Here is a 17,455-nt window from a genome sequence, read left to right as displayed (position 1 = left end):
GCGAAGCGACCCCAGGATGTCAGCTTTATCGCAAATACCGCAGGGGCTGCTTTGCAGCCCTTTCGCGACGCAAGGCCGCTCCCACACCCGTCACTTGTAACGGTGGATGTTGGACAACTGCTTGTTCGGCTGCGGATTCTTGCGATAGATCAGTGCCTTCTTGCCGATGGTCTGTACCAGTTCGGCGCGGCCGGCCTTGCACAGTTCGGCAATGACGACGGCGCGCTCTTCGCGATCTTCCGAGCGGATTTCGACCTTGATCAGTTCGTGATCGACCAGCGCGCGCTCCAGTTCGGCGATCACGCCTTCGTTCAAGCCGTTGCCAGCTACGATCAGGACCGGCTTCAGGTCATGACCAATGGACTTGTATTGCTTCTTCTGCTCGTTATTGAGCGGCATAATCTGACCCTTTCCGTCTGATTCTGTAAAATTGACCGGCATTTTACCCGAGGGCCACCGGCTCCGCCCAGTCAATCACGACGCATATCATCGAGGTGCCCCGTGGTACAACGTTCCAAAAGCAGCGCAAACTGGCTGCGAGAGCATTTCAACGATCCTTTTGTGAAGCAAGCGCAGAAGGATGGCTACCGCTCGCGTGCGAGCTACAAACTGCTGGAGATCCAGGAGAAAGACCGCCTGATCCGTCCTGGCATGAGTGTGATCGACCTCGGCGCGGCCCCTGGAGGCTGGTCGCAGGTGACCAGTCGTCTGATTGGTGGCCAGGGTCGCTTGATCGCCTCTGACATCCTGGAGATGGACTCGATCCCCGACGTGACCTTCATTCAGGGCGACTTCACCCAGGATGAAGTGCTGCAGCAGATTCTGCAGGCGGTCGGTGATTCGCACGTAGACCTTGTGATTTCCGACATGGCCCCCAATATGAGTGGTACGCCCGCGGTGGATATGCCGCGAGCCATGTTTCTCTGCGAGCTGGCCCTGGACCTGGCGACCCGCGTGCTCAAGCCGGGCGGGGACTTCCTGATCAAGATCTTCCAGGGCGAAGGTTTCGACATGTACCTCAAGGACGTGCGCAGCAAATTCGACAAGGTGCAGATGCGCAAGCCGTCGTCCTCGCGGGACCGGTCCCGCGAACAGTACCTGCTGGGCAGGGGTTTCAAAGGAGCATGAGGCGTATTGCGGGGTGGCTGATAGTTAATTCCAATCGGCTGCCCCGTCTGGATTGTCCGAACTTCGTGTAGTCTAGGTTTCACAAAGGGTTACAGACGGTGCCTGCGGATGCGTAGGTAATGTAGTAAGTTAGGGCGATGAATATCATGCGAGGCACGGCTGCGTCGTGCGCCGGCCTCAGAGGGTAGCGAATTGAACGACATGGCAAAGAATCTGATCCTGTGGTTGATCATCGCAGCTGTCCTGGTGACGGTGATGAACAACTTCTCCAGCCCTAACGAGCCGCAGACCCTCAACTATTCCGACTTCATCCAGCAGGTCAAGGATGGCAAGGTCGAGCGTGTGACCGTCGATGGCTACATCATTACCGGCAAGCGCGCCGACGGCGACAACTTCAAGACCGTGCGCCCGGCCATTACCGACAACGGCCTGATCGGCGACCTGGTCGACAACCATGTAGTCATCGAAGGCAAGCAGCCGGAACAGCAGAGCATCTGGACTCAGCTGCTGGTGGCAAGCTTCCCGATCCTCGTGATCATCGCCGTGTTCATGTTCTTCATGCGCCAGATGCAAGGTGGTGCAGGGGGCAAGGGCGGGCCGATGAGCTTCGGCAAGAGCAAGGCGCGCCTGCTTTCCGAAGACCAGGTCAAGACCACCCTGGCTGACGTCGCCGGTTGCGACGAGGCCAAGGAAGAGGTCGGCGAACTGGTCGAATTCCTGCGCGACCCGGGCAAGTTCCAGCGTCTGGGCGGTCGTATCCCGCGCGGCGTGCTGATGGTCGGCCCGCCAGGTACCGGTAAGACCCTGCTGGCCAAAGCTATTGCCGGTGAAGCCAAGGTACCGTTCTTCACCATCTCCGGTTCCGACTTCGTCGAGATGTTCGTCGGTGTAGGTGCAAGCCGGGTGCGTGACATGTTCGAGCAGGCCAAGAAGCATGCTCCGTGCATCATCTTCATCGATGAGATCGACGCTGTTGGTCGCCACCGTGGCGCCGGCATGGGCGGTGGTCACGACGAGCGCGAGCAGACCCTCAACCAGTTGCTGGTTGAAATGGACGGCTTCGAAATGAACGATGGCATCATCGTCATTGCCGCTACCAACCGCCCGGACGTGCTCGACCCTGCGCTGCTGCGCCCTGGTCGCTTCGACCGTCAGGTCGTGGTCGGTCTGCCGGATATCCGTGGCCGTGAGCAAATTCTCAAGGTGCACATGCGCAAGGTGCCGGTCGGCGAAAACGTCAATCCGGCCGTCATTGCCCGTGGTACCCCAGGCTTCTCGGGTGCCGACCTGGCCAACCTGGTCAACGAGGCTTCGCTGTTCGCCGCTCGCGCCAACAAGCGCCTGGTCGAAATGAAAGAGTTCGAACTGGCCAAGGACAAGATCATGATGGGTGCCGAGCGCAAGACCATGGTCATGTCCGAGAAGGAAAAGAGGAACACCGCCTATCACGAGGCCGGTCACGCCATTGTCGGTCGCCTGGTGCCTGAGCACGATCCGGTCTACAAGGTTTCGATCATACCCCGTGGTCGTGCCTTGGGTGTCACCATGTTCCTGCCGGAGGAAGACCGCTACAGCCTGTCCAAGCGTGCGCTGATCAGCCAGATCTGCTCGCTGTACGGTGGTCGGATCGCCGAGGAGATGACCTTGGGCTTCGATGGCGTTACCACCGGTGCGTCCAACGACATCATGCGAGCCAGCCAGATCGCTCGCAACATGGTCACCAAGTGGGGGCTGTCGGAAAAACTCGGTCCGCTGATGTACGCCGAAGAGGAAGGCGAGGTATTCCTCGGTCGCAGTGCCGCCAGCCAGCACGCCAGCGTTTCTGGCGAGACGGCCAAGCTGATCGACTCCGAAGTGCGCAGCATCATCGACCAGTGCTACGCCACTGCCAAGCAGTTGCTGATCGACAACCGCGACAAACTAGAGGCGATGACCGAAGCCTTGATGAAGTACGAGACCATTGATGCCGATCAGATCGACGACATCATGGCTGGCCGTACGCCGCGTGAGCCCCGTGATTGGGATGATGACAAGGATTCGGGCGCGCCGACTGCCCAGAATGATCGCCCGGAATCGCCGATCGGCGGCCCCGCAGCTCAACACTAAGGGCAGCTATGAGCTCAGTGCAGTACCCGACCCGGTTGCCTTGCGGCAACCGGGTTCTTGATCTCTCCCGTACCCATGTCATGGGTATCCTCAATGTCACTCCCGACTCCTTCTCCGATGGCGGGCGCTTCAGTCAGCGCGACGAAGCGTTGCGCCATGCCGAGGCGATGATCGCGGCAGGGGCCACGTTGATCGACATCGGTGGAGAATCGACCCGCCCCGGTGCGCGTGCGGTTTCGGTCACCGAAGAGATCGAGCGCGTGGCGCCGATGGTCGAGGCCATCAACAGTCGCTTCGACGTGGTCATCTCGGTCGATACCTCAACGCCGGCGGTCATTCGCGAGTCGGCGCGGTTGGGTGCCGGCCTGATCAACGACGTGCGTGCGCTGGAGCGCGATGGCGCCCTGGATGCGGCGGGGGACACCGGCTTGCCGGTTTGTCTGATGCACATGCGCGGTGAACCCGGGAACATGCAGGACGATCCGTATTACGACGATGTGACTGCCGACGTAACGCGCTATCTTGAACAGCGGATGGCCGCTTGCGCAGCGGTGGGTATCCCCGCCGAACGCATCATTCTTGACCCAGGCTTCGGTTTCGCCAAGACACTCGCGCACAACCTCAGCTTGTTCAAACACATGGAAGCGCTCTATCGCCTGGGGCGCCCGCTGCTGGTGGGCGTTTCGCGCAAGAGCATGATCGGCCTGACGCTGAATCGTCCGGTCGGTGAGCGACTGTATGGCAGCCTCGCGCTGGCGGCTCTGGCCATGACCAAGGGCGCCAGCATCCTGCGCGTCCATGACGTGGCCGAGACCGTCGACGTGGTGCGCATGATTGCCGCAGTACAGAACGCCGAATAAGAACATTGGAGTCCCTATGAGCAGAAAATATTTTGGTACCGACGGTATTCGTGGCCGCGTCGGCGAATACCCGATCACGCCGGACTTCATGCTGAAGCTGGGCTGGGCGGCTGGCATGGCCTTCCGCAAGCAAGGCAATTGCCGTGTACTGGTGGGCAAGGACACGCGTATTTCCGGTTACATGTTTGAATCCGCGCTCGAGGCCGGCTTGTCTGCAGCCGGTGCTGACGTCATGCTGCTCGGGCCTATGCCGACGCCGGCCATCGCTTACCTGACCCGTACTTTCCATGCTGAAGCAGGCATTGTCATCAGTGCCTCGCACAACCCGCATGACGACAACGGCATCAAGTTCTTCTCCGGGCAGGGCACCAAGCTGCCCGACGAAGTCGAGCTGATGATCGAGGAGTTGCTCGATCAGCCGATGACCGTGGTCGAATCGAGCAAGCTGGGCAAGGTTTCCCGCATCAACGACGCGGCTGGCCGCTACATCGAGTTCTGCAAGAGCAGCGTGCCGAGCAGCACCAGCTTCGAAGGCCTCAAGCTGGTGGTCGACTGCGCTCACGGTGCCACCTACAAGGTTGCCCCGAGCGTGTTCCGTGAATTGGGTGCCGACGTGACCGTGCTGCATGCGCAGCCGGACGGCCTTAACATCAACGAGGGCTGCGGCTCGACCCATATTGAGTCGCTGCAGGCTGCCGTACTGGTAGGGCATGCCGACCTGGGCATTGCCTTCGACGGCGATGGCGACCGGGTATTGATGGTCGACCACACCGGCGCCATCGTCGACGGCGACGAGTTGCTGTTCATCATCGCTCGTGACTTGCAGGAGCGTGGCAAGCTGCAAGGCGGCGTGGTCGGCACACTGATGAGCAACCTGGGCCTCGAGCTTGCGCTCAAGGATCTGGATATTCCGTTCGTGCGGGCAAAGGTCGGCGATCGCTATGTAATGGCAGAACTGCTCGAGCGCGATTGGTTGCTCGGGGGTGAAAACTCCGGGCACGTGGTGTGCTGTAACCACACCACCACCGGTGACGCGATCATTGCTGCCCTGCAGGTGCTGATGGCGCTCAAGCGTCGTGGCGAAACCCTGGCGCAGGCGCGTCAAGCCCTGCGCAAATGTCCGCAGGTCCTGATCAACGTGCGTTTCGGTGCGAGCAAGGTGGACCCGCTGGAGCATCCGGCCGTCAAGGAAGCCAGCGCCAAGGTCACCGAGGCCATGGCGGGGCGTGGGCGTGTGCTGCTGCGCAAATCCGGCACCGAGCCCTTGGTGCGGGTAATGGTCGAAGGTGACGACGAAAACCAGGTGCGTGGTCATGCCGAAGCCCTGGCCAAGCTGGTCGCAGAAGTTTGTGCCTGAAAGAGGCTTGCCAGCGCAGATCGGGTTGGGTAAGATCTGCGCCCACTTTGACCGACGAGGTAAAGCATGCGTCGCCCCATGGTAGCTGGTAACTGGAAGATGCACGGTACCCGCGCCAGCGTCGCTGAGCTGATCCTGGGCCTGGGCAATATGTCCGTGCCAAGCGGTGTTGAAGTCGCGGTGTTTCCGCCGACGCTGTTCATCAATCAAGTGGTTGATGGTCTGCAGGGTAGCGGGATCGCTGTCGGAGCACAGAATTCTGCGATAAAGCCCGAGCAGGGCGCGCTGACCGGTGAAGTTGCACCGAGTCAGTTGGTTGAAGCAGGTTGCAAGTTGGTCTTGATTGGTCACTCGGAGCGTCGCCAGATCATTGGCGAAAGTGAAGAAGTACTGAAAGAGAAGTTTGCAGCCGCTCAACTTAGTGGTTTAATGCCGGTGCTCTGCGTAGGGGAAACTCTTGAAGAGCGCGAGGCAGGCAAGACACTCGAAGTTGTCGGGCGTCAACTAAGCAGTATCATCGACGCGTTCGGTGTTAAGGCTTTTGCCAAGGCTGTAATTGCCTATGAGCCGGTTTGGGCTATTGGCACAGGTTTGACGGCTTCGCCTCAACAGGCTCAGGATGTGCATGCAGCCATCCGCGCCCAGTTGGCGGTCGAAGACGCCGAAGTTGCCGCAAGCGTGCAGCTTCTCTACGGCGGCAGCGTGAAGGCGGCCAATGCGGCCGAACTGTTCGGCATGCCGGATATCGATGGGGGGCTCATTGGTGGAGCGTCCCTGAACGCAGACGAATTCGGTGCAATTTGTCGCGCCGCAGGAAACTGAACAAATGCTGGAAACAGTTATCGTTGTTTTTCATCTGTTGGCAGCGCTGTCGCTTGTAGTGCTGGTTCTGCTGCAACAGGGTAAGGGTGCGGAAGCAGGTGCATCTTTCGGCGCAGGTGCCTCAAACACTGTGTTCGGAAGCCAAGGTTCTGCTACCTTCCTGAGTAAATTGACTGCTATACTCGCTGCCACTTTCTTTTTGACAGCACTTGGGTTAGGATACTTCGCGAAGCAACAAGCTCACCAGCTTAGCCAAGCAGGTCTTCCAGATCCAGCGGTGCTAGAAGTGAAAGAGCCGCAGAAACCGGCAGTTAATGATGATGTACCGGTGCTCCAGGAACAGAAGAGTGACACCACCCCTAAAGGTGACGTACCTCCTCCGGCCGAAGAGCAGAAGTAACGGGTTTCAAGTAGTAGTATTGCCGAGGTGGTGGAATTGGTAGACACGCAACCTTGAGGTGGTTGTGCCCATAGGGTGTAGGGGTTCGAGTCCCCTTCTCGGTACCAATTGAAGCTTGAGAGCCCGCTTTAGCGGGCTTTCTTGCAGGTGAAGGTTTGGGTTTGACCCATAAGCAGGTTAAGTCTTATACTTTCGCCCCAGCTTTGTCGCGGGGTGGAGCAGCTTGGTAGCTCGTCGGGCTCATAACCCGAAGGTCGTTGGTTCAAATCCAGCCCCCGCAACCAGCTTCAGCGGAGCCCCTTTTCAGGGGCTTTTTGCTAGCTGAACGAAATTTACGGCGTCGTTGTCCTACGGCGCTTTCAGGGATGGGCGCTTCGCCCATTTTTTATTTGCACAGCATGCACGAGGGGGTTCAGGTGTCGAGCAAGCTAGAACAGTTGCAGGCCTTGTTGGCCCCGGTGGTCGAGGGTCTGGGCTATCAGTGCTGGGGGATCGAATTCGTATCCCAGGGTAAGCATTCGGTACTGCGCATCTATATCGACAAGGAAGACGGCATCCTGGTGGACGACTGCGAAGCGGTCAGCCGTCAGGCCAGCGCGATCCTCGATGTGGAAGATCCGATCAGCAGCGAATATACCCTTGAGGTCTCCTCTCCAGGCATGGATCGCCCACTGTTCACTCTGGAACAGTTTGCCTCGCATGCCGGCGAACAAGTGAAGATCAAGCTGCGTTCACCCTTCGAGGGGCGTCGTAACTTCCAGGGCCTTCTCCGCGGTGTGGAGGATCAGGACGTGGTGGTCCAGGTGGACAACCAGGAGTTCCTGCTGCCGATCGATTCGATCGACAAGGCCAATATTATTCCCAGTTTTGACTGAGACGTGCCGGGCCCGGCGGACTATCCGGGCCTAATGGCTTGCGCAAGGCGAGGCGTACGATGAGCAAAGAAGTACTGCTGGTTGTTGAATCGGTATCCAACGAAAAAGGTGTACCGCCCGGCGTCATTTTCGAAGCGCTGGAAGTGGCCCTGGCTACTGCAACCAAAAAACGTTTTGAGGACGAAGTCGATCTGCGTGTGGAAATCAACCGCCACACCGGTAGCTATGAGACGTTCCGTCGCTGGACCGTGGTCGACGAAAACGACCTGGACGATCCGGCGATCGAAACCTGGCTGGACAAGATCAAGGACACTCACCCTGAAGCGAAAGTCGGTGACGTGATCGAAGAAAAGATCGAGTCCATCGAATTCGGCCGTATCGCCGCGCAGACCGCCAAGCAGGTCATCGTGCAGAAGGTTCGTGAAGCCGAGCGCGCCCAGGTGGTTGACGCCTACCGCGAGCGGGTCAACGAGATCATCTCCGGCACCGTCAAGAAAGTCACCCGTGACAACGTCATCGTTGATCTGGGTAACAACGCCGAGGCCCTGCTGGCCCGCGAAGACATCATTCCACGTGAGACCTTCCGTGTTGGCGTGCGCCTGCGTGCGCTGCTCAAGGAAATCCGCACCGAGAACCGCGGTCCTCAGCTGATCCTGTCGCGCACCGCGCCGCAGATGCTGATCGAGCTGTTCCGCATCGAAGTGCCGGAAATCGCCGAAGGCCTCATCGAAGTCATGGCTGCATCCCGTGATCCGGGGTCGCGTGCCAAGATCGCCGTCCGCTCCAAGGACAAGCGCATCGACCCGCAAGGTGCCTGTATCGGCATGCGCGGTTCGCGCGTCCAGGCCGTATCCGGCGAGCTGGGTGGTGAGCGCGTGGATATCGTCCTGTGGGACGAGAACCCGGCGCAATTCGTCATCAACGCCATGTCGCCGGCTGAAGTCGCGGCGATCATCGTTGATGAAGATGCCCATGCAATGGACATCGCCGTTGCCGAAGACAACCTGGCACAAGCCATTGGCCGTGGTGGCCAGAACGTTCGCCTGGCCAGTCAGCTGACTGGCTGGACCCTGAACGTGATGACCGAGAAGGACATCCAGGCCAAGCAACAGGCTGAAACCGGCGACATCCTGCGTAATTTCATCGAAGAGCTGGAAGTCGACGAGGAGCTGGCCCAAGTGCTGGTCGACGAAGGCTTCACCAGCCTCGAAGAGATTGCCTACGTACCGTTGGAAGAAATGCTCAACATCGATGGCTTTGACGAAGAAATCGTCAATGAGCTGCGCGCTCGTGCCAAGGACCGTTTGTTGACCAAGGCCATCGCTACCGAAGAAAAACTGGCAGACGCCCATCCGTCCGACGACTTGCTCTCCCTCGAGGGCATGGACAAGGACCTGGCAGCGGAACTGGCGGTGCGCGGCGTGGTTAACCGCGAAGACCTGGCCGAGCAGTCGATTGACGACCTGCTCGACATCGACGGCATCGACGAAGAGCGTGCCGGCAAGTTGATCATGGCCGCCCGAGCCCACTGGTTCGAGTAATTAGGCGCGGCCTGAGGAGAGAAGTGCATGACGCAAGTCACGGTGAAAGAACTGGCCCAAGAGGTCGAGGCACCGGTAGAGCGCCTGCTGCAGCAGATGCGTGAGGCAGGTCTGCCGCACACCGACGCCGGTCAGGTAGTGACCGACAATGAAAAGCAGACTCTGCTGACCCATTTGAAGAGCAGCCACAAGAGCAAGGCGGAAGAGCCGCGCAAGATTACCTTGCAGCGCAAGACCACCAGCACCCTGCGTGTCGCCGGTAGCAAAAGCATCAGCGTAGAAGTACGCAAGAAGAAAGTTTTCGTTCAGCGCAGCCCGGAAGAAATCCAGGCCGAGCAGAAGCGTGAGCTGGATGATCGCCGCGCGGCTGAAAATGCCGCTCGCGAAAAGGTCGAGGCCGAAGTTCGCCAGCGCAACGAAGAGCAGGCTCGCCGTCAGGCGGCCGATGCTGCTGCAGCGCCAGCTCCGGCGCCTGTGGCAAAGGCCGAACCAGCACCGGCTCCGGCTCCGGCCCCGGTAGTCGCCGACGCCCCGGCGTCCGAAGACGCCGCCGCCCGTGCTGCCGAGCGCAAGAAGGACGAAGCCCGTCGCAACGAAGGCCGCACCCGTGACGAAGACCGTCGTGGTGGCGAGCGTCGTGGCGAAGCGCCGCGCGTGTCGATCAAGGTCAAGGTCAAGGAGAAGGAAAAGGCTCCGACTCCTCGTGCCGCACCGCGCACCACCGACGAAGAGAGCGATGGCGCTCGTCGTGGCCGTGGTGGCAAGAGCAAGCTGAAGAAACGTAATCAGCACGGCTTCCAGAACCCGACCGGCCCCGTCATTCGTGACGTGACCATCGGCGAGACCATTACCGTCTCCGAGCTGGCCAACCAGATGTCCGTCAAGGGCGCCGAAGTGGTCAAGTTCATGTTCAAGCTGGGTACCCCGGTTACCATCAACCAGGTGCTCGACCAGGAAACCGCTCAGCTGGTCGCAGAAGAGCTGGGTCACAAGGTCACCCTGATCAGCGATACCGCCCTGGAAGATTCCCTGGCCGAATCGCTGAAGTTCGAAGGCCAGACCGAGTCGCGTGCGCCGGTAGTTACCGTCATGGGTCACGTCGACCACGGTAAGACCTCGCTGCTCGACTACATCCGTCGTGCCAAGGTTGCTGCCGGCGAAGCCGGTGGTATTACCCAGCACATCGGTGCCTACCACGTGGAAACCGACCGCGGCATGGTCACCTTCCTCGATACCCCGGGCCACGCCGCGTTTACCGCGATGCGTGCCCGTGGTGCCAAGGCCACCGACATCGTCATCCTGGTGGTGGCGGCGGACGACGGCGTGATGCCGCAAACCCGCGAAGCCGTTCAGCATGCCAAGGCTGCTGGCGTTCCGCTGGTGGTTGCAGTGAACAAGATCGACAAGCCGGGTGCCGACCTCGATCGCATCCGCAACGAACTGGCCGTCGAAGGCGTGACCTCCGAGGACTGGGGTGGTGACACGCCGTTCGTCAAGGTTTCGGCGAAGATGGGTACCGGTGTCGACGAATTGCTCGAAGCCGTCCTGCTGCAGGCCGAAATCCTCGAGCTGACCGCCACCCCGACCGCTCCAGGTCGTGGCGTCGTGGTCGAATCGCGCCTGGACAAGGGCCGTGGCCCGGTGGCGACCATCCTGGTCCAGGACGGTACCCTGCGTCAGGGCGACATGGTCCTGTGCGGCTCCAACTATGGCCGCGTACGTGCGATGCTCGACGAGAACGGCAAGCCTGTGAAGGAAGCCGGCCCGTCGATCCCGGTCGAGATCCTCGGCCTGGACGGTACCCCGGAAGCCGGTGACGAGCTGTCCGTGGTTGCCGACGAGAAGAAGGCCCGTGAAGTTGCCCTGTTCCGTCAAGGCAAATACCGCGAGGTCAAGCTGGCCCGTGCTCACGCCGGCAAGCTGGAAAACATCTTCGAGACCATGGGTCAGGAAGAGAAGAAGACCCTCAACATCGTCCTCAAGACCGACGTGCGGGGCTCCCTGGAAGCACTGCAGGGCTCGTTGTCTGGTCTGGGCAACGACGAAGTTCAGGTGCGCGTGATTGGTGGCGGCGTCGGTGGTATCACCGAAAGCGACGCCAACCTGGCGCTGGCTTCGAATGCAGTACTGTTCGGCTTCAACGTGCGTGCCGATGCCGGCGCGCGCAAGATCGTCGAGCAGGAAGGTCTGGATATGCGTTACTACAACGTGATCTACGACATCATCGAAGACGTCAAGAAAGCCCTGACCGGCATGCTCGGCAGCGATGTTCGCGAGAACATCCTGGGCGTTGCTGAAGTCCGTGACGTGTTCCGTTCGCCGAAGTTCGGCGCCATCGCTGGCTGTATGGTCATCGAAGGTACCGTGTACCGCAACCGTCCGATCCGCGTACTGCGCGAAGACGTTGTGATCTTCGAAGGTGAACTGGAATCGCTGCGTCGCTTCAAGGACGACGCTTCCGAAGTGCGTTCGGGCATGGAGTGCGGTATTGGCGTCAAGAGCTACAACGACGTCAAGGTCGGCGACAAGATCGAAGTCTTCGAGAAAGTCCAGGTTGCTCGTACCCTTTAAGGGTGAGCAGGGCGCCAGCCCCCGCCGCAGGGCGGTGGGCAGCGCCTCAGTAGGTAGCGCCCGGTCAGGCTTAAGCCTCACCGGGCGTTTGCCGCTTTAAGTTACAGGTAGCAAGAATGGCCAAAGAATACAGCCGTACCCAACGTATCGGTGATCAGATGCAGCGTGAGCTGGCCGAGCTGATCCGCCGTGAAGTCAAGGACCCACGCGTCGGTCTGGTGACCATCACCGCTGTGGATGTCAGCCGCGACCTGGGCCATGCCAAGGTCTTCATCACCGTCATGGGCGAAGAAGCGCCAGACGCCGTGCAGCAGTCGCTCAAGGCCCTTAACAGCGCCGCAAGCTTCCTGCGCCTGCACCTGGGCCGCTCGATGCAACTGCGCAGCGTGCCGCAGTTGCACTTCCACTTCGATGAAAGTGTCAGCCGCGGTGTCCACCTCTCGGCGCTGATCGAGCGTGCAGTGGCCGAAGACCGCCTGCACAAGGATGCCGACGAGTCGGACGCCAAGGAGTAAGCGGTGGCCCAGGTCAAACGTATCCGCCGCAACGTCAGCGGCATCATCCTGCTCGACAAGCCGCTGGGCTTTACCTCCAACGCCGCGCTGCAGAAGGTCCGTTGGTTGCTCAATGCCGAGAAGGCCGGCCACACCGGCAGCCTCGACCCACTGGCCACCGGCGTGCTGCCGCTGTGCTTTGGTGAGGCGACCAAGTTTTCGCAGTACCTGCTCGATTCCGACAAGGGCTACGAAACGGTCATGCAGCTGGGGCAGACTACCAGCACCGCAGACGCTGAAGGTGAAGTCCTGCAGACCCGCGAGGTGACCGTTGGTCGCGCCGATATCGAAGCGGTGATCCCGCGTTTTCGCGGTGAAATCCTTCAGGTACCGCCGATGTACTCGGCGCTCAAGCGTGACGGCCAGCCGCTGTACAAACTGGCGCGTGCAGGAGAGGTAGTGGAGCGCGAGGCGCGTTCTGTTACTATTGGCCGCTTGGAGTTGCTCGAGTGCGAAGGCACCCGTGCACGGTTGTCGGTTGGCTGCAGCAAAGGCACCTATATCCGCACCCTGGTGGAGGATATCGGCGAGGCCCTGGGCTGTGGCGCCTACGTCGCCGAGTTGCGCCGGACCCAGGCCGGGCCTTTTGCCCTGGCCCAGACGGTGACCCTCGAGGCACTCGAGCAGGCCCATGCCGAAGGCGGCAACGAAGCGCTCGACCGCTTCCTGATGCCGTCCGACAGCGGGCTGCAGGACTGGCCACTGGTGTGCCTGTCCGAGCACAGCGCGTTTTACTGGCTGCATGGCCAGGCAGTGCGTGCGCCGGATGCACCGCAGTTTGGCATGGTCCGCGTACAGGATCACAATGGCCGCTTCATCGGTATCGGTGAAGTGAGCGAAGACGGGCGCATTGCGCCGCGTCGATTGATTCGGTCGGAATGACCGAAACCACAGGTCGAGGCTTTGGCTGAAACCGGTGGGTCGAGGGTGGCTGTCAGTAGGCACGGTCACAGCTCATTTTATTAATACAGGGTTTTGTCCCTGGCCTATTGGACCCCGCTTGCGGGATCCGTTTGATTTGGAGAAGCCTCATGGCCCTCAGCGTTGAAGAAAAAGCTCAGATCGTTGCCGAATACCAGCAAGCCGCCGGCGATACCGGTAGCCCGGAAGTGCAGGTTGCTCTGCTGACCGCCAACATCAACAAGCTGCAAGGCCACTTCAAGGCCAACGACAAAGACCACCACTCCCGTCGTGGTCTGATCCGTATGGTCAACCAGCGTCGTAAGCTGCTGGACTACCTGAAGGGCAAAGACACCACTCGTTACAGCGCCCTGATCGGTCGCCTGGGCCTGCGTCGCTAATAGCGGCCTGGTCAGTGGTGTGCATGGCGTGTCGCAAGCTTCGGCTATGCTGCTTTGCAGCATCGCCGTCGGGCACGCCACGCGTATCTCCGAGGTTGGCAGCCTGGTTTTGCTGAGCGGTTTACCGCACAGCAGCCAGGTTCCCAACCTCGTGTTGTATCTGGACGGTCAATGGGGCCGATTCCCCGTTCTGCCCAAGAATTCGCAAGAAACCAGTTCCCCCAGAGCCACTGAAAAAAGGTAGGAAACCGTGAACCCGGTAATCAAGAAATTCCAGTTCGGTCAATCGACCGTTACTCTCGAAACGGGCCGTATCGCCCGTCAGGCAACCGGCGCCGTGCTGGTTACCGTCGACAACGACGTCACCGTGCTGGTGACCGTGGTCGGTGCCAAGCAGGCCGACCCAGGCAAGGGTTTCTTCCCGCTGTCGGTCCACTACCAGGAAAAGACCTACGCCGCCGGCAAGATCCCGGGTGGCTTCTTCAAGCGTGAAGGCCGTCCTTCCGAGAAAGAGACGCTGACCTCGCGCCTGATCGACCGTCCGATCCGCCCGCTGTTCCCAGAAGGGTTCATGAACGAAGTGCAGGTTGTCTGCACCGTGGTTTCCACCAGCAAGAAGACCGATCCGGACATCGCTGCGATGATCGGTACCTCGGCTGCCCTGGCCATCTCCGGCATTCCGTTCGAAGGCCCGATTGGCGCTGCCCGTGTTGCCTTCCACGAAAGCACCGGCTACCTGCTGAACCCGACCTACGAGCAGCTGGCTGCTTCGAGCCTGGACATGGTCGTTGCCGGTACCTCCGACGCCGTTCTGATGGTTGAGTCGGAAGCTCAAGAGCTGACCGAAGACCAGATGCTGGGCGCCGTGCTGTTCGCCCACGACGAGTTCCAGGCTGTCATCCAGGCTGTCAAAGAGCTGGCCGCCGAAGCGGGCAAGCCGACCTGGGACTGGAAACCTGCCGTTGCCAATACCGAACTGTTCAACGCCATCCGTGCAGAGTTCGGCGAAGCCATTTCCCAGGGCTACACCATCACCGTCAAGGCCGACCGCTATGCGCGCCTGGGTGAGCTGCGCGATCAGGCCGTTGCCAAGTTCTCCGGTGAAGAAGGCCAACCTTCGGCTGCTGAAGTCAAAGAAATCTTCGGCGAAATCGAATACCGCACCGTTCGCGAAAACATCGTCAATGGCAAGCCTCGTATCGACGGCCGCGACACCAAGACCGTACGTCCGCTGAACATCGAAGTCGGTGTGCTGCCGAAGACCCACGGCTCGGCCCTGTTCACCCGTGGCGAAACCCAGGCCCTGGTCGTCGCGACCCTGGGTACTGCGCGTGATGCCCAGCTGCTGGACACCCTCGAAGGCGAGAAGAAAGACCCGTTCATGCTGCACTACAACTTCCCACCGTTCTCGGTGGGCGAGTGTGGTCGCATGGGGGGTGCCGGTCGTCGCGAAATCGGCCACGGCCGTCTGGCCCGTCGTTCGGTTCAGGCCATGCTGCCATCTGCCGACGTGTTCCCGTACACCATCCGTGTGGTGTCGGAAATCACCGAATCCAACGGTTCCAGCTCCATGGCTTCGGTCTGCGGTGCTTCCCTGGCCTTGATGGACGCCGGTGTACCGATGAAGGCACCCGTTGCCGGTATCGCCATGGGCCTGGTCAAGGAAGGCGAGAAGTTCGCAGTCCTGACCGATATCCTCGGTGACGAAGACCACCTCGGCGACATGGACTTCAAGGTTGCGGGTACCGCCAAAGGTGTTACCGCGCTGCAGATGGACATCAAGATCAACGGCATCACCGAAGAGATCATGGAAATCGCCCTGGGCCAGGCCCTGGAAGCGCGCCTGAACATCCTCGGCCAGATGAACCAGATCATTGGCGAGTCGCGTACCGAGCTGTCGGCCAATGCCCCGACCATGATCGCGATGAAGATCGACACCGACAAGATCCGTGATGTCATCGGCAAAGGCGGCGCTACCATTCGCGCCATCTGCGAAGAAACCAAGGCTTCGATCGACATCGAAGATGACGGCTCGATCAAGATCTTCGGCGAAACCAAGGACGCGGCAGACGCAGCCAAGCAGCGCATCCTGGGCATCACTGCCGAGGCCGAGATCGGCAAGATCTACGTCGGCAAGGTCGAGCGAATCGTCGACTTCGGCGCCTTCGTCAACATCCTGCCTGGCAAGGACGGCCTGGTTCACATCTCGATGCTGAGCGACGCTCGCGTAGAGAAGGTGACCGACGTACTGAAAGAAGGTCAGGAAGTCGAAGTACTGGTACTGGACGTGGACAACCGCGGCCGTATCAAGCTGTCGATCAAAGACGTTGCCGCTGCCAAGGCTTCGGGCGTCTAAGCGACTGACATGCGACAGGAAAAGGGCCCCTCTGGGGCCCTTTTTTTTTGGAGGCCGGGGAACCTTTTGCGGACTTGCATCTTGCATGCAGGTTTTTCGCACTGATTGCAAAATGCACGAATACCGGTTGCTGCCTTATTCGTTAAGTTCTTGATTTACAAGGAAACAAACGAAGCGGGAAAACTGGCATAGCGCATGCAACTACAGTGTTACCTGCCGCCAGGACATACGGCGCAGACCTTTCGACAAACAGGAGTGACCCAAATGAAGAAGTTCGCCATTGCTGCCGCTACTGCTACCGCTCTGACCCTGACCATGGCCAACGGTGCCTTCGCTGCCCAGCCAACTCAGGCTCCGGTCATGTTGGCTGCCAATACCGTGGACAACGCCAAACAGGAAGGCTCTGACACCTGGATCACCACCAAGGTCAAAGCTGACCTGATGACCGAGAAAGGCGTACCGGGTAGCGATATCAAGGTGGAAACCAGCCACGGTGTGGTTTCGCTGTCTTCTGACGTGAAGGTGACTGAATCGCAAAAGGCTGAAGCTGTTCGCATCACCAAAAATATCAAAGGCGTGAAAAGCGTGATGGCTGATGGCTTGAAAGCCGAATAAGGAATGTCCCGTCGGCCAAAAGGATTTGGCCACCTCTACCGAAGCCCCGGCCACTGCCGGGGCTTTTTCATGTTGGCCTCAGTACACCGGGTTACGCGCGATCACATGACTTTCGAAGCACTCCTGCTCTGCGATCAGCGGCTCGACCAGTGGGCGGCTATCGCGAAAGTGGGCGGTCTGGGTATGCGACTCGTACGCATTATCGTCGCGGTAGATCTCGTACAGGTAGATCACGTCTGGATCCATGCGGTCCTGGGATACGTCGAACACCAGGCAGCCGGGCTCGGTAGCGACAGAGGCAGCGGCATTGACCTTGATGGCAGTGAGAAATGCTTCGGCGCAGCCGGCTTTGACGCGGGTCTTGATGAACAGGCTATACACAGGACGTTCCTTTTGTTTTAAATTCTGATATGAATTGTATGCAAAAATGGAGTCGCGCCAATGTCCGAATTACCTGCCCGTCCTGGCCGCCTGAATGGTCTGCGCCATATCGCCTTGCTGGTGCCCAACCTGGAGGAGTGTGAACGTTTCTATGTCGATGTGATGGGCATGGAGGTGCTGAACCGGGCTAATGAGGACCTGGTTTATCTGACTTGCGGTAACGACAATCTGTCGTTGGGGCGTGGGGCGGGGGCGGCCAATGGCCTGCAGACCTTGGACCATTACGGTTTCATCGTCGATAGCGTGGAGGAGCTGGAGGCCTGGTACCACTACTTCAAGGCGCGTGGGGTGACATTGCTCGACAAGCCGTTCAACCATGGTGATGGTGCGCGCAGCTTCCACCTGCTGGATCCGGCGGGGAACAAGGTACAGCCGCTGTATCACCCGTCGGTTTCGGGGCAGCGGCTGGTGTGATAGCCGGCCTGAAGCGGATTTTGTGGGAGCGACCTTGCGTCGCGAAACGGCCGCAGAGCGGCCCTCGGATTTCAGCTTGGTACACCTGTTTCTGGGGCCGCTGCGCGGCCCTTT

The 17,455-nt window shown here is 59.9% G+C and carries 17 protein-coding genes and 2 tRNA genes; 17 read left to right on the top strand and 2 right to left on the bottom strand.

Going from position 1 to position 17,455, the window contains the following annotated elements:
- Positions 1–90: 90 nt before the first annotated feature.
- Positions 91–399, bottom strand: a complete 309-nt coding sequence (gene yhbY / locus L6D64_RS25150; protein ID WP_054885643.1) for a ribosome assembly RNA-binding protein YhbY — start codon at positions 397–399, stop codon at positions 91–93.
- A gap of 102 nt (positions 400–501) precedes the next feature.
- On the opposite strand from yhbY, the gene rlmE reads away from it, so the two are divergent.
- From rlmE to L6D64_RS25070, 16 genes are all read left to right on the top strand, one after another.
- Positions 502–1,128: a 23S rRNA (uridine(2552)-2'-O)-methyltransferase RlmE gene (gene rlmE, locus L6D64_RS25145; RefSeq protein ID WP_054885642.1), complete on the top strand. Its 627-nt coding sequence runs from the start codon at positions 502–504 to the stop codon at positions 1,126–1,128.
- 201 nt (positions 1,129–1,329) lie between these two features.
- Entirely contained in the window at positions 1,330–3,234 is a 1,905-nt protein-coding gene (ftsH, locus tag L6D64_RS25140; RefSeq protein ID WP_176509702.1) for an ATP-dependent zinc metalloprotease FtsH, read from the top strand.
- A gap of 8 nt (positions 3,235–3,242) precedes the next feature.
- Entirely contained in the window at positions 3,243–4,094 is an 852-nt protein-coding gene (gene folP, locus L6D64_RS25135) for a dihydropteroate synthase (RefSeq protein WP_176509701.1), read from the top strand.
- Between the two features lie 16 nt (positions 4,095–4,110).
- Complete coding sequence (gene glmM / locus L6D64_RS25130) at positions 4,111–5,451, top strand: phosphoglucosamine mutase (RefSeq protein WP_054885639.1); 1,341 nt, start codon at positions 4,111–4,113, stop codon at positions 5,449–5,451.
- A gap of 66 nt (positions 5,452–5,517) precedes the next feature.
- Positions 5,518–6,273, top strand: coding sequence for a triose-phosphate isomerase (gene tpiA / locus L6D64_RS25125; protein ID WP_176509700.1), 756 nt, complete (start codon positions 5,518–5,520; stop codon positions 6,271–6,273).
- A gap of 4 nt (positions 6,274–6,277) precedes the next feature.
- Positions 6,278–6,673 carry a preprotein translocase subunit SecG gene (gene secG / locus L6D64_RS25120; protein ID WP_176509699.1) on the top strand — a complete coding sequence of 132 codons (396 nt, stop codon included), beginning with the start codon at positions 6,278–6,280 and terminating at the stop codon, positions 6,671–6,673.
- A gap of 21 nt (positions 6,674–6,694) precedes the next feature.
- A tRNA-Leu gene (locus L6D64_RS25115) sits at positions 6,695–6,780 on the top strand.
- A gap of 100 nt (positions 6,781–6,880) precedes the next feature.
- Positions 6,881–6,957 (top strand) — tRNA-Met (locus L6D64_RS25110).
- Positions 6,958–7,089: 132 nt separating this feature from the next.
- Complete coding sequence (gene rimP, locus L6D64_RS25105) at positions 7,090–7,548, top strand: ribosome maturation factor RimP (protein WP_054885662.1); 459 nt, start codon at positions 7,090–7,092, stop codon at positions 7,546–7,548.
- A 59-nt stretch (positions 7,549–7,607) separates the two neighbouring features.
- Positions 7,608–9,089 (top strand): transcription termination factor NusA, encoded by a 1,482-nt coding sequence (gene nusA / locus L6D64_RS25100; RefSeq protein WP_054885636.1) that lies wholly within the window; start codon positions 7,608–7,610, stop codon positions 9,087–9,089.
- Positions 9,090–9,116: 27 nt separating this feature from the next.
- Positions 9,117–11,660 (top strand): translation initiation factor IF-2, encoded by a 2,544-nt coding sequence (gene infB, locus L6D64_RS25095; RefSeq protein ID WP_176509698.1) that lies wholly within the window; start codon positions 9,117–9,119, stop codon positions 11,658–11,660.
- Between the two features lie 116 nt (positions 11,661–11,776).
- Positions 11,777–12,175, top strand: a complete 399-nt coding sequence (gene rbfA, locus L6D64_RS25090) for a 30S ribosome-binding factor RbfA (RefSeq protein ID WP_054885634.1) — start codon at positions 11,777–11,779, stop codon at positions 12,173–12,175.
- A gap of 3 nt (positions 12,176–12,178) precedes the next feature.
- Entirely contained in the window at positions 12,179–13,096 is a 918-nt protein-coding gene (gene truB / locus L6D64_RS25085; protein WP_176509697.1) for a tRNA pseudouridine(55) synthase TruB, read from the top strand.
- 149 nt (positions 13,097–13,245) lie between these two features.
- Positions 13,246–13,515, top strand: coding sequence for a 30S ribosomal protein S15 (rpsO, locus tag L6D64_RS25080; RefSeq protein ID WP_003249971.1), 270 nt, complete (start codon positions 13,246–13,248; stop codon positions 13,513–13,515).
- 250 nt (positions 13,516–13,765) lie between these two features.
- A complete protein-coding gene (gene pnp, locus L6D64_RS25075) occupies positions 13,766–15,871 on the top strand; it encodes a polyribonucleotide nucleotidyltransferase (RefSeq protein WP_099815140.1) in 2,106 nt (701 codons plus the stop codon).
- A gap of 264 nt (positions 15,872–16,135) precedes the next feature.
- On the top strand, positions 16,136–16,486 hold the full coding sequence (locus tag L6D64_RS25070) for a BON domain-containing protein (protein WP_054885631.1): 351 nt from the start codon (positions 16,136–16,138) through the stop codon (positions 16,484–16,486).
- Between the two features lie 78 nt (positions 16,487–16,564).
- Here L6D64_RS25070 and L6D64_RS25065 read toward each other — a convergent pair whose 3' ends face one another.
- Positions 16,565–16,867, bottom strand: a complete 303-nt coding sequence (locus L6D64_RS25065) for a heme-binding protein (RefSeq protein WP_176509696.1) — start codon at positions 16,865–16,867, stop codon at positions 16,565–16,567.
- A gap of 60 nt (positions 16,868–16,927) precedes the next feature.
- Here L6D64_RS25065 and L6D64_RS25060 point away from each other — a divergent pair, with 60 nt between their 5' ends.
- The gene (locus tag L6D64_RS25060) at positions 16,928–17,341 is read left to right on the top strand and encodes a VOC family protein (protein ID WP_176509695.1); all 414 of its coding nucleotides are present in this window, start codon (positions 16,928–16,930) and stop codon (positions 17,339–17,341) included.
- Positions 17,342–17,455 lie beyond the last annotated feature (114 nt).

Source organism: Pseudomonas urethralis, assembly GCF_021602465.1.
Taxonomy (GTDB): Bacteria; Pseudomonadota; Gammaproteobacteria; order Pseudomonadales; family Pseudomonadaceae; genus Aquipseudomonas; species Aquipseudomonas vlassakiae.
Note: the sequence above shows the minus strand (reverse complement) of the source record. Positions and strands in the feature narration are given on the sequence as shown.

What these genes read in the sequence shown, in the direction of transcription:
- nusA (WP_054885636.1), top strand. Translation starts at nt 7,608, where the DNA reads ATGAGCAAAGAAGTACTGCTGGTTGTTGAATCGGTATCCAACGAAAAA.
- yhbY (WP_054885643.1), bottom strand. Translation starts at nt 399, where the DNA reads ATGCCGCTCAATAACGAGCAGAAGAAGCAATACAAGTCCATTGGTCAT.
- L6D64_RS25060 (WP_176509695.1), top strand. Translation starts at nt 16,928, where the DNA reads ATGTCCGAATTACCTGCCCGTCCTGGCCGCCTGAATGGTCTGCGCCAT.
- L6D64_RS25070 (WP_054885631.1), top strand. Translation starts at nt 16,136, where the DNA reads ATGAAGAAGTTCGCCATTGCTGCCGCTACTGCTACCGCTCTGACCCTG.
- secG (WP_176509699.1), top strand. Translation starts at nt 6,278, where the DNA reads ATGCTGGAAACAGTTATCGTTGTTTTTCATCTGTTGGCAGCGCTGTCG.
- rpsO (WP_003249971.1), top strand. Translation starts at nt 13,246, where the DNA reads ATGGCCCTCAGCGTTGAAGAAAAAGCTCAGATCGTTGCCGAATACCAG.
- infB (WP_176509698.1), top strand. Translation starts at nt 9,117, where the DNA reads ATGACGCAAGTCACGGTGAAAGAACTGGCCCAAGAGGTCGAGGCACCG.
- ftsH (WP_176509702.1), top strand. Translation starts at nt 1,330, where the DNA reads ATGGCAAAGAATCTGATCCTGTGGTTGATCATCGCAGCTGTCCTGGTG.
- glmM (WP_054885639.1), top strand. Translation starts at nt 4,111, where the DNA reads ATGAGCAGAAAATATTTTGGTACCGACGGTATTCGTGGCCGCGTCGGC.
- tpiA (WP_176509700.1), top strand. Translation starts at nt 5,518, where the DNA reads ATGCGTCGCCCCATGGTAGCTGGTAACTGGAAGATGCACGGTACCCGC.
- folP (WP_176509701.1), top strand. Translation starts at nt 3,243, where the DNA reads ATGAGCTCAGTGCAGTACCCGACCCGGTTGCCTTGCGGCAACCGGGTT.
- rbfA (WP_054885634.1), top strand. Translation starts at nt 11,777, where the DNA reads ATGGCCAAAGAATACAGCCGTACCCAACGTATCGGTGATCAGATGCAG.